Raw genomic sequence first — 25,907 nt, 5'->3', positions numbered from 1 at the left:
CTTTGAATGGAGGCAATGATGGGTACCATCAAGCGTGCGGTGGATGCTGGAAAAGAAGCGATAGAGGGCGGTAGTCAGCCTTACACTAATGAGAATCCAGGCAACGCTGCCGATGTAATCGACGATCTGGCAGATGTTTTGCCAGGCGGTAGCCTGCTGCCTGACGGGTTTTGGGACAAGGTAGTCGACGATACCCGTAAGTTAGGTGCTCATGATGACTTAGAGAGACTTGAGCGCGAGATGATGGGAGACCCTGAGTCGCTACCGACCCCGGATACGCCTCCTGAAAATGAGACTCCGCCTCCGCCGCCGCCTCCCGCGCCGCCGGAGCCTCCTCGCGATCCGCTTTCCATCGATATTGACCGCAACGGCTCAATTTCAACGCTACACAAGGATCACGGCGTTCACTTTGACCTAGATAACAGCGGATTCGCTGAAAGTACCAGTTGGGTTGCTCCTAGTGATGGCTTGCTAGTGCTCGATCGTAACGATAATGGGAAGATCGATGGTGGTGCCGAGTTATTCGGCACTGAGACGAAATTGACTGATGGCTCGTTCGCCTTCAACGGTTTCGAAGCTCTTGCGGATCTCGACGAAAATAAGGACGGTATGCTCTCTGCGGCCGACGAAGTTTTCTCGGAACTGCGGGTGTGGATCGACGGCAACAGCGATGGCATTTCCACTGAAGCGGAGCTGCACACCCTGACCTCGCTCGGGATTGAGTCAATTTCTACCCAGTATCAGGTGGCACCTAAGCTCGATGCCAATGGCGTAGAACACCGCGAGTTTGGTGAGGTTACTTACGCGGATCAGTCGAAGGGGCTAGCTAATACCCTTTGGTTTAATTCTGACCGCACCGATACTGTTCCTATTGAAATTCACACCGGAGAAGGTATCCCACTGCCAGCTGACATCCTGGCTTTGCCTAATGCCGTAGGCTATGGGAATACGTATTCATTGCACCAAGCGATGTCGCTTGATGCTTCTGGACAATTGAAAAGCCTCGTAGATGCATTCAATCAGGAAACAAACCCGTCCTCTCGAAAGGCTCTCGTTGGACAGATTTTGTATCTGTGGGCAGGCCAGGCGGATACGCCGCCCAATAGCCGTGGCTCTGAAATTGACGCTCGCCAACTTGGAGTTTTGGAGTCGTTCTGGGGCTTCCCTGCGCTTCAGGAAAACCCCTCCGGTCTCTACGCGCAAAACTTGCGCACAGTCTATGAGCAACTGGAGCAGTCCATTTACTCACAGTTGATGACGTCGAGCAAAGCGCGTGGCGATTTCGCGCTAGTTTCGTCTACGATTCAAGACAATACCCGAATCTTTGACTTCACCTACCTAGCTTCGAAGTATGCCCTTCGTATCAGTCAGGGGGATGCAACGGTTATCGCTGACCTCAATGATGCCATCGACATTGCGACCGGCCTAAATCCGTACGATCCTTCTGCCAGAACCCAGTTCCTAGCAGCCCTAGAGATAAGTGCAACTCACCTCAGCGCTTCTGACCGACACACTCTCTATCAGGTGATTCGGGTCGGTGACGATACCATCCTTGGCACCGGCGGTTCTGATGTCATTCGAGGGTATTCCGGTAACGACGTGATAAAGGCGGGCGCCGGTAACGATCTTATCCACGGCAACGAAGGCGACGATACCCTTTATGGCGGTGCCGGTGATGATTTCCTACTTGGTAATCAAGGAAATAACACGTTGTATGGCGAGGACGGAGATGACAATCTATTCGGCGGTGAGGGGCGAGATAATCTCTATGGCGGCCGCGGAAACGACGTACTAATTGCTGGTAGTGGCGCGAACTCTCTCTATGGAGAGGATGGAGACGATACTATGTTCGCTGGAGATGGCGCGAGTGTGCTGTCAGGTGGTACTGGTAACGATTTCTATATTTTCGCTGCCGGCAACGGCAATACCATTATCAATAACTGGGATAACCAAGTTGGTAATGTAGACAAGCTAATCATTGAAGATTATGCGTTAGCGGATTTGGCCATCACCCGCTTCAATGATGACCTCATTGTCACGGTGAAAGAAACCGGGCGGACATTGACCGTCCAGAGTTATTTCCAGAACGATGCGGAAGGTGGATACGCGCTTGATTACATTGGCTTGGAAAAAGACGGAACAATCCTTGATATCTCTACCATCAAGGCGTTAGTGCAAGTAGCGTCTGAAAGCGCCGATCGTCTTTATGGCTATTCTGGTTCTGACACACTATCAGGGCAGGGTGGTAACGACCTGATCTTTGGCGGCGCAGGTAATGACATACTTTCCGGTGACGCAGGCGATGACCAGATTACTGGTGGGGCCGGCACCGACGTCTACCGTTTTGAACTCGGTTGGGGCCAGGACGTCATTAACAATTACGACACCGGCACTGAGAAAACTGATGCCATCGTATTCGGACAAGGCATCGCCAAGGCCGATATCGCCATCACCCGTAGCGGCTCCGACCTGATTCTCAGTTATAGGGGCGCCGCGGACAAGATCACTGTTCGGAATTACTTCGATAGCGATGGTGCTAGTGCCTATAAACTCGAAGAAATCCGATTCGCCGATGGCTCGCAGTGGACTATCACGCAGGTCAAAGAGTTGGCTATCCTAGGTACAACCGGCAATGACACGCTGACGGGGTACGCAACGGACGACTCCATTTCTAGCGGCGCCGGTAATGATCGCATTGACACACTTGGCGGCAACGACACTCTCGACGGCGGCGTAGGTAATGACACGCTCAATGGGGGGTTAGGTTCGGACGTTTACCGTTTTGAGCTCGGCTGGGGCCAGGACGTCATTAACAATTATGACACTGGCATTGAGAAGACCGATGCCATTGTGTTCGGACAAGGCATCGCCAAGGCCGATATCGCCATCACCCGTAGCGGCTCCGACCTGATTCTCAGTTACAAGGGCACCGCGGACAAGATCACTGTACGGAATTACTTCGATAACGATGGTGCCAGTGCCTATAAACTCGAGGAAATCCGATTCGCCGATGGCTCGCAGTGGTCGATCACACAGGTCAAAGAGTTGGCGATCCTAGGTACAACCGGCAACGACACGCTGACGGGGTACGCAACTGACGATTCGATTTCTAGCGGCGCCGGTAATGATCGTATTGACGCACTTGGCGGCAACGACACTATCGACGGCGGCGAAGGCAACGATACGCTTAATGGCGGTGCTGGCGATGACGTACTTATCGGCGGGGCTGGCAATGACACGCTCAATGGCGGTTCAGGTTCGGACGTCTACCGGTTCGAGCGTAGCTGGGGACAGGACATCCTCGACAACTACGATTCCTCCGAGACAAAGATCGACGCGATCGAGTTTGGTAGTGGCATCACTAGTGGCGACATCTTAATTACCCGCAACAACTCTGATCTAATCCTCACCCTTGCGGGCTCTAGCAACAGCATCACAGTTCGCAGCTATTTCAATCAGGACGGCGCCAGCTCTTCGCGGCTAGAGGAAATACGCTTCGAGGACGGTACCATCTGGACTGTAGATACAGTTAAATCCCTGGCCGTCCAAGGCACTTCAGGGAACGACAATCTGCGTGGCTATGCTTCCAACGACACGATCGCAGCTGGCGGCGGTGATGACTGGATTTATGGCGAGGCTGGCAATGATTCTCTGATTGGGAACGAGGGTAACGACCAAATCTACGGCGGTGCTGGCGACGACGTTCTGGATGGTGGCGAAGGTAGTGACTATTTAGTTGGTGGTGCTGGCTCCGATCTATATAAGTTTGCTCCCGGCTGGGGCCAGGACACCCTAGAGAACTACGACACAGATGCTGCAAAACTAGATGCCATTGTCTTCTCGGAAGGTATCGCACCGACGGACATCACTGTTACCCGGAGCAGCGACAATTTGGTGCTGTCTTTGGCAGACAGCGCCGATCGCATTACCGTTCTCAATTTCTTCCAAGCCGATGGTCAGAGCAACTACCGGATTGAACAAGTTCGCTTTTCCGACGGCACGGCTTGGAGCATTGCTCAGGTCAAGGCGATGGCTATCACCGGCACCAACGCAAGTAATCACCTGCGTGGCTATGCAAGCGACGACGTCATCTCGGCTCAGGCGGGCGACGATACTGTTTACGGCGCAGCAGGTAACGACGTAATAGATGGCGGCCAAGGAAATGACTTGCTGTATGGCGAGGTCGGCAACGACATTCTGTCCGGTAACGAAGGCGACGACAAACTCTGGGGCGGTGAGGGGAACGACGTACTAGCAGGCGGCACTGGCGACGATTTGCTCAGTGGGGGGAGCGGAGCCAACACCTATGTCTTCCGTGCCGGCGATGGCCAGGACAGGATCAACGATGATTATACTTCTGGTCTAACGCTAAAACTGCCAGATACGGCCGAGAGGGAGGTAATCTTCAGGAAGGTCGGCAGCGACCTGCAGATCAGCTTTATCGGTAATTCCGATCAACTGACGCTGGAGGGTTTCTACCAAGGGGAAATGCCACGCACGACCATCGACTTGCATCTGGACGGCAATCTGCCTGCTCTTTTGGGAGCAGCTCATCTGTACCAGCTCACCCTCAAAGGTACGAATCTCGCGGACATCATATATGCCTATGCTTCCGATGATGTAGTGCTCGGGCTGGACGGCAATGATTTCATTGATGCCGGAGCAGGCGACGACGAGATTTACGGTGGCTTGGGTGATGACACGCTGCTCGGTGGCGCTGGCAACGACATTATCAATGGTGGTGTCGGCAGCGATCGCCTTGAGGGTGGTGATGGCGACGACATTTACACCTTTATCGGTGGCAGTGGCAATGATGTGGTAGTGGACAGCGCTGGTGCTGACACTCTCCATTTTGATGACGCGCTGGCGACCGACTTGCTGCTACGCCGCGATGATTTTGATTTAGTGATCACTCGGGCGGCCACCGGCGACGAACTGCGGATCCTTGGCCAGTTTTCCGATCAGGCGGGAATGTCGGGAGCAACTGCGGTAGAGGCCATCATCTTCTCCGACGGTCTGCGTTGGGATTACACCCAGATCAAACAGATGGCTATTGCCGGAACAGAGGCTTCGGACACGATCTTCGGTCATGCCGACGACGATCTGATACATGCCGGAGCTGCCGACGACACCGTTCATGGCCAGAATGGTAACGACACAATCTACGGGCAGGACGGCGACGATATTCTCAACGGCGGTGAGGGTAACGACCGGTTATTCGGTGATGCTGGCGACGATACCCTGAATGGCGACTGGGGCGATGACGAGCTCCACGGTGGTGACGGCAACGACACCCTCCATGGCGGCGGCGGTTATGACCAACTCCATGGTGATTCCGGTGATGACCATCTTTATGGCGATGGGGTGCTCGATGGCGGTTCCGGGAATGACTATCTGGAAGGCAGAGGCCTGCTAGCTGGCGGGGAGGGTCACGACACCATCAAGGGCCAAGGCTTCGACACCCTGCAAGGCGGTGCTGGTGATGATCTAATTGAGGCATACAGCAATGCCTGGAATCAGGGCAGCAATATCATCGAAGGTGGCACGGGTAACGACACCATCTACGGCTCGTTCGGTGAGGACACCTACATCTTCAATCTGGGCGATGGCCATGACCTGCTGATTGAGCGTCGTGCCAATGAGGCCTACAGCAACATTGAGCCGACTGCCGATACCTTGAGCTTCGGTGAAGGTATTTCGGCCAGTGATCTGAGTTTCCACCGCCGTGGTCTGGACATGGTTATCGAGCATGCCAACGGCACTGACTCGATCACGGTACAGAACTGGTTTAAGGAGCCCAATGATCACTTCAAACTGGAGTATTTCGTATTCGCCGATGGTAGCGAACTGAGTCAGGCTGAAGTCGAAGGCCAGGTGATCTGGCACGGCACCGCTACTGCGGATAGCTTTATCGGTTATCGCGACCTCAACGACACCATGCGGCTCGGCGCCGGTGACGACCAAGCATGGGGCCGCGCTGGCGACGACGCGATGCATGGTGAAAACGGCAACGACTACTTGGATGGCGAGGCTGGTAACGACACCATCTTTGGCGGCGCCGGAAACGATCAACTAATGGGCGGTGCAGGTGATGATCTGTTGGCCGGAGGTGTTGGAGACGATAAGTACGTTTACTTCCCTGGCGGCGGTTCAGACACGATCGACAATACCGGTGGTGGCAATGATGGTGTGTTCTTCAGCGGTGGTATCGACGAGGCGCGCCTAACGTTCAAACGTGACGGCAATGATCTCCTGATCCTTGTGGATGAGGACGCTGAGCAGTCAGTACGAGTGCTAGGTCATTTCTTGGGTGGCGACAAAGCCATCAGCTATGTGCAGCCTGATGGCGGCTTCATGATCAATGCCGCTCGCATTGCGCAGATCGTGGCAGCCGCAAACATCCCGGGTGGTTTCGAAACTCTGGTTGAGGGTACAGCCACGGGCGAGCAACTCGCTGGCGGACAAGGTAAAGATTTACTCCGCGGTCTGGCTGGCAATGACACCTTATTTGGCATGGGTGGTGATGACCAGCTCGAAGGCGGCGATGGCAACGACTACCTTTCCGGTGGCAACGGATCGCAGAGTGGTTCGGGTAGCGACATACTGATTGGCGGTAATGGCAACGACGTGCTCGATGGAGAGGATGGCAATGACCGGCTGGCCGGTGGCGCTGGCGACGATCAGTACTACTACCGTGCTGGTGGCGGTGTCGATGTCATCGACAACAGCGGCGGTGGTTTCGACGGTGCATTTTTCATCGGTATCGCGCGAACTCGATTGAGTTTCCATCGTGAGGGTAACGATCTGCTGGTTCTGGTGGACGGCGATATCCAGCAGCAGTTGAAAGTTACCGATCACTTCCTCGGTGGCGATTTCGCCATTGATTACATTCAGCCCGATGGTGGTAACTACATCACCACCGCCCAGATTGCTGGTCTGCTAACAGCTATGCCCGGCGGTGGCACCGGCGAGCCGGGCGATGGTGAAGGCCCTGGTAATGGTGAAGAGCCAGGTGACAGCGGCACCAATCCAGGCGGCGGCGATCAGCCTCCGGTTGCAGGCGTTGGTGGTGATGATGTCCTCACCGGAACTGCTGCCAATGATGTGCTAATTGGTGGTGCTGGTAAGGACACCCTCAATGGCGGGGCGGGTAACGACCGGCTGCTGGGTGGTGTTGGTGACGACACCTATATCTACACAGCTGGCCAGGATGTGCTTGAAGAGCTCGGCGGCATCGACACTCTGCGCTTCGCCAATGGAATTACCTTTAACCAGGTGGCTTCTGGCCTGGGTAAGTCGGGTAACGACCTCGTCCTGAAGGTAAATGGCAGCTCCACCAACCAAGTGACCCTAAAAGACTTCTTCCTGGGTGGTGATAACTTGGTTGAAACCATCAGCTTCGATACAGGCGGGCAGTTGACTGCGGCGCAGATCTTCGGAGCTTTTGGCCTTGCTGTACCTGCAGCGTCTGCGGCTGCGTTTGACAGTGTAGTGCAGGGCACCGGTGGTAATGATGCGGCACTGAATGGCACTGCTCAGCGTGATTTGCTGCAAGGTTTTAACGGCAATGATCAGCTCTCTGGTGCTGCTGGTAATGATCGCCTTGAAGGTGGCAACGGTAACGATACCCTCAGCGGTGGCACTGGTAATGACACGCTAGTTGGCGGCCGTGGCGATGATACTTATGTGTTCGCGGCGGGCGGTGGGCAGGACGTTATCGACAACATCGGTGGTGGCTTCGACACCTTGCGTTTCGATGGCATTACGTTCAACCAGGTCTCCAGCGGTCTGATGAAAAGTGGTAACGATCTGGTGCTTAAGGTCAGCGGCGGTAGCGACCAAGTCACGCTGAAAAACTGGTTCTTGGGTGGCGATCATGTGGTCGACGTAATCAGCTTCGCTTCGGGCGGCCAATTGACCGCTGCTCAGCTGTTCGGCGCGTTTGGTTTGAGCAACCCGGATACCAAAGGCTCGCCGAACTATCAGGGTGTTCCTGACGAGCGTGCCTTCGGAACGGTTCTAGCTGGGCAGGCCGGAGATCAAAATATTCTTGGCTCGTCCGATGCCGATCTCATCGACGGTGGCGCTGGCAATGACAAGCTCCGTGGTGGAAAGGGCAATGATTACCTGCTCGGTGGTGATGGAGGTGATACTTACTACTTCGCTGCTGGGGATGGCCAGGATGTGATAAATAACCTCTCCAATACGCCTGCTGACAACGACATTCTGAGCATCGAAGGCATCACACGAGATAACCTCTGGTTGTCGCGCCAGGGTAATAACCTGGTGGTCGATGTACGCGGCTCAGGTGACAGCGTCACCGTACAGGATTGGTATGCAGATTCGGCACAGCGTCTGGATGTCATTCAAGCCGGCAGTTCTTCTCTGTACGCCAACCAGGTCGATAACCTCGTCAACGCCATGGCTGCCTTCGGCGCACCCGCTGGAGGCGAGATCAATCTGACGCAAGCTCAGAGAGATCAACTCAATGTCGCTATAGCTGCTAACTGGCAGTAAACCAAAAAGGGCTGTAGCTCCTGCTTTGGCAGGGGCTACGGCCCTTTTTCTATTTCGCTTGGGAATTTAGCGGCCTAGTTGTTCAAAAACTTAGACGGCCTCTTGTGTTGGCTTGGCGAATTGCTCGCCAAGCCATTCACTCGATCACTGCCAGTTGGCAGCGATCACCAGATTGAGCTCATCTCGTTGGGCCGTAGTGAGATTACCCTCAGCCCCCGCTGGTACGCCGAACGCGGCCATCGCATCCACCAGCCCTTGTACTTGGCCGTCCAGCAAGGTCTTGCCATCGGCAGACTTGAACTGGTCGAGCTGATAGGCGCTCCCTTTGTACCAGTTCGCGATGGTGATCCGCTCACTGCCACCGACCAGACTGACATCCAGGTTGTTGCCGCTCTGGCGGAACCAGAGTTGCTCTGCTGATATGCCCTCGCTGAACGACAGAGTGTCCAGACTATCGGCAGTCGCTTCGGAGTTGTCGATCCTGTCTTGACCATCACCGCGGCCAAACAGGTAGGTGTCAGAACCGGCTCCACCTAGGAGGGTATCGTTTCCGGTACCGCCCTGAAGCAGGTCATCACCGAATCCTCCATGCAGCCAGTCGTCTCCCGCGCCGCCCAGCAAAGTGTCGTTGCCGTTAACACCACGTAGGCTGTCATTGCCAAGGCCGCCCGAGAGCAGATCGTTCAGAGGGAAGCCGGTTCGGACATCGTTGCCATCACCCCCGGTCAGGAATGACTGATGGAGTTGCTGGTAGGTCACGACACTGCCATCAGCGAAGCGTATTTCCTCGATCACGTGAGTGTTGAAACGGAAGTAGCCGTACACGCTGATGCTGTCGGTCGAGCCTCTGAGCTGGAGGTTGAGATTGCCATCCGCATGGCTGAATACGATGTCCTCGGGTGTAATCCCTTCACCGAAGACAATGGCGTCGGCACTGCCGGACGCCACATCCACGTCGGCGATGGTGTCCTGGCCCCAGCCGCGGGTAAAGAGGTAGACATCGTTGCCGTAACCGCCCTGCAGGTTATCGTTGCCAGGCCCGCCATCGAGGGTGTCGTTGCCGCCCAGGCCTCCCAGCGAATCGTTACCTAGGCCGCCGACAATCAGGTCATCAAAATTGTATCCGCCCAGCCAATCGTTTCCATCACCGCCTTGCATCGACTGGGTGCGTAACTGCTCGGCGTTCCAAACGGTGCCGTCGGCGAAACGGACTTCATTCACAACGTAAGTAGCGTTCCAGCCGAGGACGAGCGCATTGGTGATAGTGATTCGGTCATCGCTGCCTTTGAGCGTCAATTGCAGATCTGACCCAGACTTTCGGACGCCGATGTCGCTGGGAGATATCCCCATGCCAAACTCGATGGTGTCGCGCTTACCGGCGCTGGAGTCGAAGTTGTTCAGCGTGTCTTGACCCCAGCCTCGCTCGAACACATAGATGTCGTTGCCCGCTCCACCGCTGAGTGTATCGTTGCCGGCGCCACCGATCAGGCGATCAGCACCCGCGCCGCCGCTGAGCAGGTTAGCTGCCTCGTTGCCGATGAGCAGGTTGTCCAGCGTATTGCCTGTGCCGTTGATGGCCGTGGTACCGGTGAGCAGCAGGTTCTCGATATTGCTACCGAGGGTCAGGCTTACGCTGGATTCGATGGTGTCGATGCCCGCATCCGGGTTCTCGATCACTGCATCGTCCAGGGAGTCGACCTGGTAGATGTCATCACCGGTTCCGCCTTCCATGCTGTCATTGCCCAGGCCACCCAGCAGGCGGTCGTTCCCAGCGCCGCCAAACAGCCTGTCATCACCTGCACCGCCGTCGAGGGTGTCATCGCCGCCCAGGCCGTACAGTTCATCATGGCCGTCATCCCCGGCGATGCCGTCATTGGTGGAGAAGCCCCGCAGGGTATCGTTGCCGGAAGAACTCTGCAGCGTGCTGTTGCGGATATAGTCGCCGGTCCAGACGACGCCATTGCCAAAGCGGACTTCCTCGATGGAGGCCGGGCCCGTGCCATCGCCCTGGAAGAAGTCGATGACGGTGAGTGTGTCTTGAGTGTTATTGCGGCTGAATACCAGGTTGTCAGCGACACGGCGGAAGCTGATGTGCTCGGGGTTGAAGGCCGCGAACTCGATGACGTCGTGCTTGCCGACACCATCGTCCTGGTTGTGGATGACGTCCTGTCCCCAGTAGTTGTCGAATACGTATGTATCGTTGCCCGTACCGCCCACCAGGGTGTCGTTGCCAAGCCCGCCGTTGAGACGATCATCACCGGCTTCACCGCGCAACAGGTTGTTGCCGTAGCCACCTTGGATGTCGTTGTTCAGCGCATTGCCGATGCCTTCTACCGCTGGCCCGCTGAGAATCAGGTTTTCGATGTTGTCGCCCAAAATCCAAGAGGCGCGTGACTCGATCGTGTCTGTACCGCTATCCATGGCTTCGATCACCACGTCATCGGCATCCACCCAGTAGCGGTCATCGCCTGCGCCACCGATCAGCGTATCGGCGCCAGTATCGCCACTCAGCAGGTCATCGCCATCTCCACCGTCCAGCAGGTCGTTCCCTGCACCGCCGTACAGCGTGTCATTGCCTGCCAGGCCGGACAGGCTATCGTTGCCGGCCTGGCCCATGAGCACGTCGGCACTGGCGAACCCAATCAGACTGTCGTTACCGGCATCGCCCTGCAGCACTTGCGATCGGAGCTGCTCTGGCAGCCACTGGGTGCCGTCGACGAAGCGGACCTGCTCCACGGCGGCAGTGCCTTCGGTACCGAAGTAGCCCACGACCCGGATGCTGTCGGTGCTGCCCAGCAGTTTCAGCAGCAGGTCGTCACCGTCATGGCTGACGGTGATATCGTCGGGCGTGATCCCCGCCGCGAAATCGATTACATCCAGTGCACCCTCGGTGTCCAAGATCACATCCTGACCCCAGCCCCGGGCGAAGGTGTAGAGGTCATTACCTGAGCCACCTAGCAGCTGGTCGTTGCCCGTACCGCCCACCAAGCGATCATCGCCGAAACCACCAGCGATCGAATCGTTTCCGCTGCCACCATCGAGCGTATCGTTGCCACTGCCACCGATAATGCTGTCGTTGCCGGCGCCGCCGATGATGCTATCGGCGCTGGCGTAGCCGGTTAGCGTGTCGTTACCGCTAGTGCCCAGCAGGACCATCGCCTTGATTGTCGAGATGCTCCAGCGGGTACCGTTGGCGAAGCGGATCTCGTCCACCGCATAGGAGGTGGCGCCGTCGTTCTGGAAGTAGTTGGTGACAGTGATGCGGTCACTGCTGCCATTGAGGCTCAGCACCAGGTTGCTTCCGCTTCGTGAGGCGCGGATGTCGCCTGGCTGGATGTCCGCAGCGAACTCGATGGCATCCAGACCGTTCGAGAGTGACTCGTAGTTCTGCACCGTATCGGCGCCCCAGCCTCGGGCGAAGCGGTAAACATCATTGCCGATGCCGCCTTCGAGGGTGTCATTGCCACCTTCGCCACTCAGCGTGTCGTTGCCGGCATTGCCGACCAGGTAGTTGGCGCCCTGATTGCCGGTGATCAGATTGTTCGCGGAGTTGCCGATGCCGGTCAGGTTGCCATTGCCAGTCAGACGCAGGTTCTCGATATTGGCGCTGAGCGGACTGGGAATGCTGATGCTGGACTCGATGGTGTCGATACCCTCGTTGGAGTTTTCCAGGATCACATCGCCAAGCGAGTCGACCACATAGGTGTCGTTACCGAAGCCGCCGCGCATGGTGTCGTTGCCGGTACCGCCGTTCAGTACGTCGTTGCCGTCGCCGCCATATAACAGGTCGTTACCTTCCGCGCCGTTGAGGGTGTCGTTTCCTGCTCCCCCATCCAGCGTATCGGCGGTGTTGAAGCCGTTGAGCAGATCATCTCCGTTCTCCCCTCGCAGCGCCAAGGCATGCACTTGACCAAAGCTCCAGAGCTGGCCATTGGCGAAGCGGATCTCTTCGATGGCATTGCTGCCCGTGCCGTTGTTGAGGAAGTAGCCGACCACGCGGATGGAGTCTGTCGAACCTTTAAGGTTGAGAATCAGGTCTCCGCTCCGATGCAGCGCCTGGATATCGCTTGGCATGATTCCGGCAGCGAACCGAATGACATCCAGCCCATTGCCGTTATCGGCGATGGTGTCCTGCCCCCAGCCTCGGCTGAAGAAGTAAGTGTCGTTGCCAGCGCCTCCGCTGAGCTGGTCGTTACCGGCGCCACCGTCGAGGTAGTCATTGCCAGCTCCGCCTTCGAGCTTGTTGTTGCCCGCATTGCCGATGACCTCATTGTTCAGCTCGTTACCAAAACCGTCGATATGCTCGGTACCGGTAAGAACCAGGTTTTCAAGGGCATAACCCAGGCCGAAGGTGATGCTGCTGCGCACTGTGTCCAGCCCGCCGTCGGGTGTTTCGTAAATCGAGGATTTGTTTTGGTCAATGACATAGGTGTCATTACCCATCCCGCCAACCAGTCGATTGAAACCGTCTCCGCCATCGAGCCAGTCGTCACCATCACCGCCGATCAGTTCGTCGTCGCCTGAGCCACCGTAAAGGCTGTCGTTGCCCACGCTGCCTTCCAGTGTGTCATTGCCGTCCAGACCATAGAGGCGGTCGTTACCGGCCTCGCCCTTGAGGCGGTTATTGCCGGTATTACCAGTGAGTTCGTTGTCCAGCTCGTTGCCGTTGCCATCGATATGGGCACTGCCGGTAAGGACAAGATTTTCGAGAGCGTAACCAAGCATGTGGGTCATGCTGCTGCGTACTGTATCGATCCCGCCGTTATCATTCTCGATAATGGAGGTGTAGTTTCGACCCATTACGTAGGTGTCATTACCCATGCCACCGATTAGCTGGTCATAGCCTTCGCCGCCATCGAGCCAGTCGTCGCCGTCGCCGCCGTTGAGGTTATCGTTGCCTGCGCCGCCATAGAGGTTGTCGTTACCCATGCCTCCTAGCAGGACGTCGTTACCGTCCATACCGTTGATGAGGTCGTTGCCCTCTCTACCCTCTAGGTAGTTGTTGCCGGCATTGCCGGTTACTTCGTTATTCAGGTCATTGCCGAAACCGTCGCTATTCGCGCTGCCGGTCAGTATCAGGTTTTCGAGGGCGTAATTGAGCCAGTGGTGCGTGCTGCTGCGTACCGTATCGATACCGCCGTCAGCATCTTCCTGAATGAAACTGGAGGGTTGGTCGACTACGTAGGTGTCATTACCCATCCCGCCGATGAGCTGGTTGTGGCCTTCGCCGCCATCGAGCCAGTCGTCACCATCGCCACCGATCAGTGTGTCGTCGCCCGCACCACCGTACAGCGTGTCATTACCTGCGCCGCCTTCCAGGCGGTCGTTGCCGCCCAGGCCAGAGAGCTGATCGTCGCCCATGCCTGCGAACAGATAGTCTGGTGCATCGGTGCCTGTCAGGTTGTCGTTGTAGGGCGTGCCAACGCTCAGTAGATTGAGAACGTGGGTACGGTTCCAGCTCTGGTCGGAGAAACGAATCTCTTCAATGGCACTTTGGCCGTCAGCGCTTGTGCTGAAATAGTTGCTGATAGTGACTCTGTCGCTTGTATCTCGTCGGAGCAAAATCAGGTCATTGCCAACTCTCTGCAGCTGCATGCTGATCGACGACACATTGAATAGCTCGATTACATCGAAGCCACCACTGGCCTGCTCGTTGATGAGTACCTGGCCCCAGTCGGCTGCCAGACGATAAATATCATTGCCTTGGCCACCTATCAGGGTGTCGAATCCAAGGCCGCTTACCAGCGTGTCGTTGCCGTCACCGCCTAGCAGCAGGTCATCGCCGCTGCCGCCGTTGAGCAGGTCATCGCCAGCACCACCGTCCAGAGTGTCTGCTGTGGCACCACCGAGCAATACATCCGCTCCAGAGGTACCGACCATGAGCGCCCCCTGAGGGGCGTTCTCCACTCTCATCCGTACTTCGTAAGGTGACCAATGAGGGCCGTTGGCAAAGATGATTTCCGCGATTTCCGGCAGGCTTGTGTTGGAAAAGTAATTGCGCACAACGACCTGGTCATTCGAGTTAACAAGGCTCAGTACCAGGTCATTATCGATACGCCGGCAACTGACATCCTCCGGCATGATGCCAGCGTCGAATTCGAGACGATTGATGAAGCCGTCATCCCCCGCGTCGTCGATCACGTCGCGCCCGCCACCGCGACTGAAGCGATAGGTATCCGCTCCCTGGCCGCCCCGCAGAGTGTCGTTGCCCAAGCCACCTGACAGCGTGTCAGAACCAGCTCCGCCAATCAGAAGGTCATCACCTCCCAGGCCGGAAATCTGGTCTGCTACGTCGCTGCCGATCAGGGTGTCGTTACCGTTCGTGCCTTGAATATCCATACCCACTCCTTTGATGGATCACCACAAGCGAACACGCTCGCGACCCTGACCGGTATGTCAGCCAGATGCACGGGCGTGGTTTGAAAAAGGGAGGTTCACCGCCTCCAATGCGTTCAGGCGGGTATCACGGCCAGGTCGATGCCCAGCACCTTCAGGTATCCGGCGACACCGTTTTCGGTCGAGTACTCTCGGGCGCTGATCGCCGCCTGCCGCCTGATAGGCTCGAAGCGTTCAGGCTGCGTCAGGGCCAGCAGGGCATTTTCGGCGATTTGTCCGCTGTCGAAGAAATCCACCAGCACACCGTTATGTCCGTCTTCGATCACCTCACGCACTGGCGCGGTGTCTGAGCCGATGATCAGGCAGCCGCTGGCCATCGCTTCCAGCAGCGACCAGGACAGCACGAAGGGGTAGGTGAGGTAGACGTGGGCGGCGGATACCTGCAGTACCCGCTTGTAGGTGGAGTAGGGCAGCTTGCCGAGGAAATGTACCCGCGACCTGTCGAACGGGTTTTCTGCCAGTAGCTTGCTGCGCCAGTTGGCTGAGTCCTTCGGCCGGCTGCCATAACTGACGTCGTCACCACCTACCACCACTACTTGGCAGCTTGGATGTGCCTCGAGGATATGTGGCAAAGCACGCATGAAACTGTGGAAGCCCCTATAGGGTTCAAGGTTGCGTGCCACATAGGTCAGGATGGGTTGCCCGGCCTTCAGCACTTGCCCCGTGGGCAGCTCCAGCGTGGCTTCGGGATCGCTGGCAAGGCCGGCTAGGTCGATGCCCTCGTGGATCACCTGAATCCCATCACGGTACGCCGCGGGGTGCAGGCTGCGCTGCCAGTGTGTCGGGGTAATGGCCTGGTCGCAGTTTTCCAGATTGAGCAGGTGCAGGGCGTTGCGGCTGCGGATGCTCGCGGCGCCATTGGTGTCGAAGGGAAACTCGGGGTCGAACCCGGCATCCGCGCCACGGGCCTGATAGTAGTACTCGCAGAAGTGGATCAATCGCGCCGAAGGGAAGGCCTCCTTGACGAACAGGCTTTCACCCCAGCCAGGGTGCGCGATCACCACATCCGGTCGATAGCCCTTGCCCTTTAGGTCCAGCAGCAGGCGCAGCACCTGCTGGCCGTGCAACACACCGTCTTCGAAGCTGCGTACGTAAGGGTGCGTCTGCGGGCTTGCCTTGCGATGGGGCGTGTAGCGCAGCAGCTTTACGCCCGGTAGCCCAGGTGCCTGCTCGCGACCGATGGCCAGAACCTCGGTGTCGGCACGAGCGGCCAGATTCAAGGCGATATGCCGGAATTGTCCAGGGAAATTCTGGTGTATGAAAAGCACGCGCATCGCGCAGCAACTCCTTTGCAGTTTCGTCCATGTCCCTATGGGGCAGGTCTGGAAAGCGCCTGCCAGGGCCGCTTTCCAGGCGCTCCGATGGCATTGCGCCATTTCGAGAAGGATGTACCCGAGACATGAGTCTAAGGAAGGTGGGAGCGTGATACGGTTCACGATTACGTGAAGAATAGTTGGTGGCTGGCGCCACGCCAGCGGCTGTAGGGCGGTCGCTTAACCCTGTATGGAGCCGCCATCCTGGAACTGCCAGGCGGCGATGCTGGATGGACAGCGCGAATGCTCGCGCTTCGGACTGGCACATGCCGGTACTCCCTGTGTAGGATGGCGCTCGGGTGTTAGCCGCATGGTGCGGTGAGACAGGTTCAGTTGCGTTGGTCGGGCCGCCGCGCGGAGCCCGTTCGCCCATGAAATCGCGCCCGTCTCGTCAGGATCTTCCCCGTGCCCAGCATTTGGCTGAGTGCGTCTTCGCTTTCATTCGCCGTCTTCTCCATCGTGAAGCCTTCAGTGGCGTGGTGTTGTTGCTTGCCACCGCTGCCGCGCTGATCTGGGCCAATTCGCCCTATGCCGACAGCTATCACGCGCTCTGGCACGCTCCGGTGTCGTTTGGCTTCGGCAGCTTCGGCTTTTCCCAGTCCCTGCATTTCTGGATCAACGACGGCCTGATGACCCTGTTCTTTCTGGTCGTCGGCATGGAGATTCGCCGTGAGATGCATGACGGCGCGCTCGCCGACCTGCGTCAGGCGTCGTTGCCGATCGCTGCAGCCTGCGGTGGCGTGATAATGCCAGCGCTGATCTATGCCAGCCTCAATCATCAGGGCGCCGGGCTGCATGGCTGGGCGATTCCGGCGGCGACCGACATCGCGTTCGCCGTGGGGCTGCTGGCCTTGCTGGGCAAGGGCATTCCTTCCAGCGTGCGCATCTTCCTGCTGACCCTGGCGGTGATCGACGATGTCATCGCGGTGATCCTGATCGCGCTGTTCTATTCGGATGGGCTCGACTACAGCGGCTTCGCCCTGGCCGGTGTCGGCGGCTTGGCGGTGCTGGGGTTGCAGCGCATCGGCATCGGCTCGGCCTACGCCTATGTGCTGCCCGGCGCGCTGATGTGGGGCGGCTTGCTGATGACCGGGGCGCACCCCACCCTGGCCGGGGTGATTCTCGGCCTGATGACGCCGGTGATCTGCCTGCCGACCCGGGAACTGCCCCGCGATGCGGTGGGCCGTATCGCCCGTGAGCTGGAAGACGACAGCGGCACCGCCGTGGCCTCCAACGAAGCGGCGCAGTCGTTGCGTGAACTGCGCCTGGCCCAGCGTGAGTTGCTGCCGCCGGTGGTGCGCGTGCAACTGGCGCTGCATCCCTGGGTCACCTTCGGTCTGATGCCGCTGTTCGCCCTGGCCAATGCCGGTGTGAGCCTGGGCGGCGTCGACCTGTCCGAAAGCACATCGCACTGGGTGATGATGGGCGTGGCCATCGCGCTGCTGGCGGGCAAGCCCATTGGCGTGATCAGCGTCAGCTGGCTGATGGTCAAGCTCGGCATATGCCGCCTGCCAGCCGATGTGTCCTGGCGCGGCGTAACGCTGATCGGGCTGCTGGCCGGGATCGGCTTCACCATGTCGATCTTCATCGCCAACCTGGCGTTCAGCGATGCCAATCTGCTGGGTGCTGCCAAGCTCGGTGTGCTGCTGGGCTCGCTGGCGTCGGCGCTGGTCGGTCTGGCCTGGGGCGTGCTCTACGTAAGGGGCTTGCGCAGCGCTCGGCCAGGCAGCGAGGGTTAGTCGGCGAAAGGGATCTGCGGCGTGTCCGGGTCCAGTTGCTGACGACGGAACTGCCCAGGTGGCAAGCCGTGGATCTGCCGGAAGCGCCGCGAAAAGTACGCCTCGTCGGCGAAGCCACATAGCCGCGCCACTTCGCCCACCGGCTTGCTGCCGTTGAGCAGGTGGTTGCGGGCGGCGTGCATGCGCCGCTCCAGCACCATATCGCTGAAGGTCTTGCCGACTTCCTTGCGCAGCCAGTGGGTCAGGTAGCTGGGTGACAGATAAGTGGCCGCAGCGACCTTCTTCAGATTCAGGTCCGGGTCGGCGATGTTGCGCCGCAGGTATTCGGACATCCGCCCCAGCGCATCACGACGGCTCGCCTGGGCTGCGTTGCTTTCCGCCAGTTGCTTGAGCGGCTCGGCGTAGAGCATGCACACCAGGCCGATCAGTTGCAGCATCAAGCCCTTGAGGATTTCCCGCACGCCAAACTGGCGGCTGACGTCCAGTTCGCGCATCTGTGCGATCAGTGCGCAGACTCGTGCGAAATGCTCGTCGTCGAGGGTGAAATCCAGGTATTCCTGAAAGCGGAAGGGCGACAGCTCCGGTGCGAGCAGAATGGACACGTCTTCCAGGTCCATCGGGTCGCATTGCAGATGGGGCAGCAGGAAGGTCTGCGAGAAGTTGATGACCATGAAGCTGCTTTCCGGTGGATGGGGAATCACGTGCACCCGATGGGGCAGGATGAACGCCAGGGTGTTGCGCGGAAAAGGCCGCTCGACGTTGCCGATGTGCTGAACGGTGTCGCCACCAAGGTTGATCTGGATCTGGAAGTATTCGTGACGATGCGGCGCCGTCTCTGCACGACGGCCCTTCTTATCGCGGATATAGAAATCCGTCAGCTCGCTGCGCTGCTGCATCAAGTAGGTAGGAACGCGACTCAGTGAAGACATCTACAGCTCTCGGGTTAAGAATGTTTCGCAACATATTGGCCGTTGACGGAGGGCTCTGGCAAGCGGTTGTACGATGATTGGCCCGTCTGGGTGCGATAGTTGCCGAGGCTGGCCGTTGCGTTCTGTCCAAATCAAGGACGCTGCTCAACACATCGGATGACCCTTCTAGAACAGTACTTTCAGGGTTTTTTCGTGTGTTCATAACTCCCGGTCAGGCAGCAGGATTTTTTGGACTGGTTCAATACGGGAGTAGGGCACAGCAAAAAACGATCTAATGGAAATATTGATTTACGAGAGTTGTACGATCACCTTGTGGGCATGCACAGCGACATCTCATCCAAAAACAATCTCAGGTGCAGCCCATGACTCTTCGCCTCGTTTCATTGCCAACTACTAACTCGCCCCCACGCCGATCACCCCGCACGCCATTCAGGCGCGCCGGCTGATTCTGCACGGCGTCTGCCACGCCGCGTCATAACGCCCGAACTCCAACGATAACGCCCACCCCCGGAAACCGAGGGTGCGGGACGTCTTCGCCCGAAGAATCTCGATAATTCCAATCACAAGAGGTCACCCATGTCGAGTCTCCCTGCCTCCCAGGCAGCAGCAGCCGAGCACACCGGCGCTGCCGAGGCAGTCTCGGCGCAGAGCCTGCCGACCCGTCGGCGCTGGTTCATGCTGTCGCTGCTGCTGATCGCCACCATCATCAACTACGTCGATCGGGTGAACATCTCCATCGCCGCGCCGTTCATGGCCGAGGACCTGGGTCTGGACAAGATTCAGATGGGCCTGATCTTCTCGGCCTTCGCCTGGACCTACGCCCTGGCACTGGTGCCTGCCGGCTTCGTCGCCGACCGTTTCGGCTCGCGGCTTACCTATGGCGTGTCGCTGATCGGCTGGTCCGCGGTCACCGTGTGCCAGGGGCTGGTCAGCAGCTTCGGCGCCTTGTTCGGGCTGCGACTCGCCGTGGGCGCCATGGAGGCGCCGGCATTTCCGGCCAACAGCCGTGCGGTGACGGTCTGGTTCCCGGCCCGTGAGCGTGGGGTGGCCAGCAGCATCTACGTCTGTGGCCAGTACCTGGGCACCGCGCTGTTCACCGGTGCGCTGCTGTGGCTGGCGACCACCTATGACTGGCGGCACATCTTCTACACCACCGGCGCGGCAGGGATTCTCTTCGGGGTGATCTGGCTGTATCTGTACCGGGATCCGATGAACTGCAAGAAGGTCAGCAAGGAGGAGCTGAAATACATCGAGGAGGGCGGTGCACTGGCCAAGAGCAGCCAGCAGCGCACCAAATTCAACTGGCGTCAGGTCGCTGAACTTTTCCGCTACCGCCAGGTGTGGGCGATCTGCATCGGCAAGTTCGCCAGTACCTCGGCGCTGTATTTCTTCCTGACCTGGTTTCCGACCTATCTGATCGAGGAGCGCCACCTGACCATCATCAAGGTCGGCATCTTCGCGGTCATGCCGTTCATTGGCGCCACGATTGGCATCCTGCTGGCGGGCATCGTCTCCGACACGCTGATCCGTCGTGGCTACTCGCTGTCCTTCGCGCGCAAATTGCCGCTGGTGGTCGGCTCGATGCTCGGCATGTCCATCGTGCTGGTCAACTTCACCGACTCCAACGTGCTGTGCATCGCCATTCTCACCCTGGCGTTCTTCGCCCAGGGCATCGCGTCTTCGTCATGGGCGGCGGTGTCCGAGGTGGCGCCCAAGGAGCTGATCGGCCTGACCGGTGGCGTCACCAGCCTGGCGGCCAACATCGGCGGCATCGTCACGCCCATCGTGATCGGCGCCATCGTGCAGTCCACCGGCTCGTTCGCCATGGCCTTCTGGTTCATCGGCGGCGTCGCGCTGATGGGCACGCTGTCCTACTCACTGTTGCTGGGTCGTTTGTACCGCATCCAGTTGCAGACACGCTGACGCTGCGGCGTCGGCGCTCCAGCGTGCCGACGCCAGCCGTTGAATTGACCGGTTTTGTCCAATACGAAGCGGCTTTCGTCCAACTATCAACGAGCGTACGGCCTTAGGCTGAACGCTCTACACAGGAACCCAACAACAATGACTTCCATCTCCTATGTCTTCACGCCCGAGCCCCAGGTCGACCTGCCGGTAGCCGGCAACGATCAGCGCTTTCCCGTTGGCCGCGTATTCTGCGTTGGCCGCAACTATCCCTGGCCGGGCGCCGGCAGCGAAAAGCCCGACGCGCCGGTGTTCTTCATGAAACCTGCCAGCGCCGTGGTCGAGGCGGTGGGCGAGGTGATCTATCCACCGATGACGGACGAGTTCTGCCATGAAATCGAATTCGTGGTGGCGATCGGCAAGGGCGGCGCCAGCATCGCCGAAGCCGACGCGCTTGAACATGTCTGGGGCTACGCAGCCGGTCTCGATCTGACCCGCCGTGATATCCAGATGCGGGTCAAGAGTGCGGGCATGGCCTGGGAAATGGCCAAGGTCTTCGAGGGGGCTGCGCCGATCACCGCGGTGGTGCCGGTCGCCAGGGCCGGGCATCCGGATCACGGCGCGGTGTGGTTGAGCGTCAATGGCCAGGAGCGCCAGCGCAGCAGCCTGGAAGAGCAGATATTCACGGTCGGTGAAGTGATCAGCCTGCTATCGCGTTTGGTGCCGCTGCGCCCTGGTGATCTCATCATGACCGGCACGCCACACGGTGTCGCCGCCCTCAAGCCGGGGGACGTGATCAATGCGGGTATCGGCGGCGTCGCCGAACTGGAAATGCGCGTTGGCGAGCGCCCCTAGTATTTTCGAGCAAGGGCTGCATTGTTGAAGCGGGCGTTCGATTTGGTGGGCTAAAGCCCACCCTACGCTTGGATGCACGGCTGTAGGGTGGGCTTCAGCCCACCAATTGGAGCCCCACTGAAACCCCGAAAAAGGTCGCCCTGGTAACTTCTAGCAAGGGCTGCATTGGTAACGCGGGCGTTCGATTTGGTGGGCTAAAGCCCACCCTACGCTTGGATGCACAGCTGTAGGGTGGGCTTTAGCCCACCAATTGGAGCCCCACTGAAACCCCGAAAAAAGTCGCTCTGGTAACTTTTAGCAAGGGCTGCATTGGTAACGCGGGTGTTCGATTGGTGGGCTAAAGCCCACCTGCTTGGATGCACGGCTGTAGGGTGGGCTTCAGCCCACCAATTGGAGCCCCACAGCGCACGTCCGCTGTCACCACTTCGCTGCCGTTAAACAAGCCGACTGCACGTCGTAAACAGGTCGTCGAGGAGAACAAAAATGTCCCATGAAACCCTGAAAAAAGTCGCCCTGGTAACCGGTGCCGGCAGCGGTATCGGCAAGGCCGTCGCCGAGGCGCTGATGGCCGACGGTTTTTCGCTGGTACTGGCCGGGCGTCGGCCCGAGCCGCTGCAGGCATTGGTCGAGATTGCCCGTACCCGTGGCCAGGAAGCCATCGCGGTGCCTACCGACGTCCGCGATCCGGCCAGCGTCGATGCCTTGTTCGCCAGCGTCGAGGAGGTCTACGGGCGGCTCGACGTGGTCTTCAACAACGCCGGTGTCAACACGCCCGCCGTGACCCTCGACGAGCTGGATGTCGAGCAGTGGCGCAACGTCATCGACACCAACCTCAATGGTGTCTTTCTCTGCGCGCGTGGCGCCTTCCGGCTGATGCGCAAGCAAACCCCACAGGGCGGCCGGATCATCAACAACGGTTCGATTTCCGCACATACGCCGCGGCCCTACAGCAGTGCTTACACCACCAGCAAGCACGCGGTGCTGGGCCTGACCAAGTCCCTGGCACTGGATGGCCGCGAGTTCAGCATCGCCTGCAGCCAGATCGATATCGGCAATGCCCTGACCGAACTGTCGGTACGCATGACCAAGGGCGTGCGCCAGGCCAATGGCGAGATCGCCGTCGAGCCCATGGTCGACGTCAAGCATGTCGCCGACGCCGTGCGCTACATCGCCGGGCTGCCGCTCTCGGCCAACGTGCTGAACATGACCGTGATGGCCACCAACATGCCCTTCGTTGGCCGCGGCTGATCGACAGGCCGGTACGACCTGCCCAACAGATAAACGAGGTACCCATGAAACCAGAAGTCCTGCAGCTTAGCCCCATCCTGATCCCCGAGATTCGCGACAAGCTCGACCAGCTGTTCACCATCCGCCGCTACTACGAGCAGGCCGACAAAGCGTCTTATCTGGCGCAACACGGCGCCAATATCCGTGGCGTGATCACTGGCGGACACACCGGCATCACCCAGACGGTGATGGCGCAGTTGCCGAACCTCGAAGTGGTGGCGGTCAATGGCGTGGGCACCGACGCCATCGATCTGGCCTATGCCCGTGATCGCGGTATCCAGGTGACGGCCACTATCGGGGCATTGACCGAGGACGTCGCTGACCTTGCCATCGGTCTGCTGATTTCCGCATGTCGTGGCATCAGCACGGGTGACCGTTATGTGCGTAGCGGGCAGTGGGCAACGAGCGCCACGCCGCTGGTGCCATTGCCGCTGGCCCGACAGATGTCCGGTATGCGCATCGGCATCGTCGGCATGGGCCGCGTTGGCCGAGCCGTGGCCACTCGCGCCGCTGCATTTGGTTGCCCAATCAGTTACACCGATCTGCAGGCGATGAGTGACGTGCCGTACACCTTCGTGGCGGATCTGCTGGCGCTGGCCAGCGACAGCGATGCGCTGATCCTGGCGGCCGCTGCCGACAAGGGCGAAGCCATCGTCAACGCCGAGGTGCTGCATGCCCTGGGCCGCGACGGTTACCTGATCAACATCGCCCGCGGCAAGCTGGTCGACGAGCCGGCCCTGGTTGCCGCGCTGCAAAACGGTCAGATTGCCGGTGCTGGCCTGGACGTGTTCGCCGACGAGCCACAGGTGCCTGGCGAGCTGTTCGAGCTCGAGCAGGTGGTGCTGCAACCGCATCGCGCCAGTGCCACGGTGCAGACCCGCACGCGCATGGGCGAGATGGTGGTTGCCAGCCTGGTGGACGTGTTCGCCGGGCGCAAGCCGGGCGGTAGCGTTACGGGCTGATCGCTTTACTTGGCTTTTGCGGATGGTGGCTCTCGACGAGCTGCCCCTTGGGGCCGCGGACGGCATGTCCGGCCCCTGTTTTGCGGCTGATGGATAGTTGCCGACCGCGCAACTCGTCGGCTTTTCCCGGCAGAAAAAGTGGTTTTTTCAGTCGTTACTTTTGGGTAAAGTGCGGGCCTCTTTGGGGAGTAGCCTGCTGTCGAGTTCGCTCGGTAGCGTTCGTATCAACATTCTCGGCAGAAGCCGTGGTGCGAACACCGTGAGGTTGGTGAGACCAATGACAGATACGTGCCTAAGGTCGGGCGCGTGTATCCGTCATTGACTCATAGCCCGACCGAGACGTAACCGTGAATCCCATTTCCCTCATCCTTCTGGCTTTCGCCATGTCCACGGACGCTTTCGCCGCGGCTATCGGCAAGGGCGCCAGTCTGCACAAACCCCGCTTCATCGATGCCCTGCGCACTGGACTGATCTTCGGCGTGATCGAAGGCATCACCCCCGTGGTCGGCTGGTTCATCGGCCAGGCCGCCGCCAGCTTCGTCGAGGAATGGGATCACTGGATCGCCTTCGTGCTGCTCCTGCTGCTCGGCCTGCACATGATCTACGCTGGTCTGCAGCCCGATGCCGCGGACGCCGCCGAGAAAGCCAAGTCGCACTCCTTCTGGGTGCTGGCGGTGACGGCCTTCGCCACCAGCATCGACGCATTGGCCGTGGGCGTCGGCCTGGCATTCGTCGACGTCAACATCTGGGTCGCCGCGCTGGCAATCGGTCTGGCGACCATGACCATGGTCACCATCGGCGTGATGCTCGGCCGGGTGATCGGCACCGCTATTGGCCACAAGGCGGAAATCATCGGTGGTCTGGTGTTGATCGGCGTGGGTGCGGCGATCCTCTATGACCACACCATGCTCTGACTCATCCGGGTGCGATCCGGGCAACCCTGAACCGGGCTGCCCGATGGCCGCTCAAGGTGCCGGGTTGGGCTGGCTGCGGTGGATGGCCTCCAGAGCAGCCAGCAGGTCGTCATCGAGATGCAGCTCCACACTGGCCAGGTTGCTGCGCAATTGCTCCAGCGTCGTGGCGCCGATGATGTTGCTGGTCACGAACGGCCTCGAAGTCACGAACGCCAGCGCCAGTTGTGCCGGATCCAGCCCGCGTTCCCGGGCCAGGTCGACGTAGGCGCTGGCCGCTCGTTCGACCTGCGGGTTGTTGTAGCGCTGGAAACGCTCGAACAGTGTCAACCGGCCTTTCGCCGGGCGCGCACCGTTCAGGTACTTGCCGGACAGCACACCAAACGCCAGTGGCGAGTAGGCGAGCAGGCCGATCTGCTCGCGCAGGGCGATTTCCGCCAGGCCGATCTCGAAGGTGCGGTTGAGCAGGCTGTAAGGGTTCTGGATCGACACGGCGCGAGGCCAGCCGCGTGTTTCTGCCAGGTGCAGGAAGCGCGCGGTGCCCCACGGCGTTTCATTGGACAGGCCGATATGACGAATCTTGCCGGCCTTGACCAGCTCGTCGAGCACTTCGAGGGTGTCTTCGATGGCCACCGACTGATCGTCCGGCTCGTGGCTGAAACCGAGCTGGCCGAAGAAGTTGGTCTTGCGATCCGGCCAGTGCAGTTGATAGAGATCGAGATAGTCGGTCTGCAGGCGATCCAGGCTGGCGTCCAGGGCGGCGATGATGTTCTTGCGGTCCAGGCGCGGATTACCGTCGCGAATGTGTTCCATGCGGCCTGGGCCGGCGACCTTGCTGGCCAGTACCCAGTCGGCACGATCGGCGAAGCGCCGGAAGTAGTTGCCGATGATGCTTTCTGTACTGCCGTAGGTCTTGCCGTTGGGCGGTACGGGATACATTTCCGCGGTGTCGAGGAAATTGACGCCGGCATCCTTGGCCAGGCGAATCTGCTCGAAAGCCTGGGCCTCGGTGTTCTGTTCGCCCCAGGTCATGGTGCCCAGGGCGATGACGCTGACGTCGAGGTCGGTACGGCCTAATGTACGCTTTTGCATGGAA

At 59.1% G+C, this 25,907-nt stretch carries 11 protein-coding genes; 7 read left to right on the top strand and 4 right to left on the bottom strand.

Features of this window, described 5'->3' with window-relative positions:
* Window positions 1-18 precede the first annotated feature (18 nt).
* Entirely contained in the window at window positions 19-8,517 is an 8,499-nt protein-coding gene (locus FHR27_RS26870; RefSeq protein WP_179538251.1) for a calcium-binding protein, read from the top strand.
* A 144-nt stretch (window positions 8,518-8,661) separates the two neighbouring features.
* Here the strand turns inward: FHR27_RS26870 and FHR27_RS26865 are convergent, their stop codons facing one another.
* Both FHR27_RS26865 and FHR27_RS07945 read right to left on the bottom strand, forming a co-directional pair.
* On the bottom strand, window positions 8,662-14,856 hold the full coding sequence (locus tag FHR27_RS26865) for a calcium-binding protein (RefSeq protein ID WP_306456079.1): 6,195 nt from the start codon (window positions 14,854-14,856) through the stop codon (window positions 8,662-8,664).
* 113 nt (window positions 14,857-14,969) lie between these two features.
* Window positions 14,970-16,187, bottom strand: coding sequence for a glycosyltransferase family 4 protein (locus FHR27_RS07945; protein WP_179538250.1), 1,218 nt, complete (start codon window positions 16,185-16,187; stop codon window positions 14,970-14,972).
* Between the two features lie 410 nt (window positions 16,188-16,597).
* Here FHR27_RS07945 and nhaA point away from each other — a divergent pair, with 410 nt between their 5' ends.
* Entirely contained in the window at window positions 16,598-17,965 is a 1,368-nt protein-coding gene (gene nhaA / locus FHR27_RS07940) for a Na+/H+ antiporter NhaA (RefSeq protein ID WP_179538249.1), read from the top strand.
* On the opposite strand, the gene FHR27_RS07935 is transcribed toward nhaA, so the two are convergent.
* Window positions 17,962-18,894 carry a helix-turn-helix transcriptional regulator gene (locus tag FHR27_RS07935; RefSeq protein ID WP_042556435.1) on the bottom strand — a complete coding sequence of 311 codons (933 nt, stop codon included), beginning with the start codon at window positions 18,892-18,894 and terminating at the stop codon, window positions 17,962-17,964. The two genes, nhaA and FHR27_RS07935, sit on opposite strands and share 4 nt — an antisense overlap.
* Window positions 18,895-19,470: 576 nt before the next feature.
* Between FHR27_RS07935 and FHR27_RS07930 the strand changes: the two genes are divergently transcribed.
* The 5 genes from FHR27_RS07930 to mntP all read left to right on the top strand — a co-directional run bounded on the left by FHR27_RS07930 (window position 19,471) and on the right by mntP (window position 24,814).
* Window positions 19,471-20,817 carry an MFS transporter gene (locus FHR27_RS07930; protein WP_179538248.1) on the top strand — a complete coding sequence of 449 codons (1,347 nt, stop codon included), beginning with the start codon at window positions 19,471-19,473 and terminating at the stop codon, window positions 20,815-20,817.
* 138 nt (window positions 20,818-20,955) lie between these two features.
* A complete protein-coding gene (locus FHR27_RS07925) occupies window positions 20,956-21,651 on the top strand; it encodes a fumarylacetoacetate hydrolase family protein (protein ID WP_179538247.1) in 696 nt (231 codons plus the stop codon).
* 483 nt (window positions 21,652-22,134) lie between these two features.
* Window positions 22,135-22,899, top strand: a complete 765-nt coding sequence (locus tag FHR27_RS07920) for an SDR family oxidoreductase (protein ID WP_042556438.1) — start codon at window positions 22,135-22,137, stop codon at window positions 22,897-22,899.
* A 44-nt stretch (window positions 22,900-22,943) separates the two neighbouring features.
* Complete coding sequence (locus tag FHR27_RS07915) at window positions 22,944-23,900, top strand: 2-hydroxyacid dehydrogenase (RefSeq protein WP_179538246.1); 957 nt, start codon at window positions 22,944-22,946, stop codon at window positions 23,898-23,900.
* 347 nt (window positions 23,901-24,247) lie between these two features.
* Window positions 24,248-24,814 (top strand): manganese efflux pump MntP, encoded by a 567-nt coding sequence (gene mntP / locus FHR27_RS07910; protein WP_042556440.1) that lies wholly within the window; start codon window positions 24,248-24,250, stop codon window positions 24,812-24,814.
* A gap of 51 nt (window positions 24,815-24,865) precedes the next feature.
* Here the strand turns inward: mntP and FHR27_RS07905 are convergent, their stop codons facing one another.
* Window positions 24,866-25,903 (bottom strand): NADP(H)-dependent aldo-keto reductase, encoded by a 1,038-nt coding sequence (locus FHR27_RS07905; protein ID WP_179538245.1) that lies wholly within the window; start codon window positions 25,901-25,903, stop codon window positions 24,866-24,868.
* Window positions 25,904-25,907 lie beyond the last annotated feature (4 nt).

This window comes from Pseudomonas flavescens, assembly GCF_013408425.1.
In the GTDB taxonomy this organism is placed as follows: domain Bacteria; phylum Pseudomonadota; class Gammaproteobacteria; order Pseudomonadales; family Pseudomonadaceae; genus Aquipseudomonas; species Aquipseudomonas fulva_A.
This window is presented reverse-complemented; position numbering and strand designations above follow the sequence as displayed.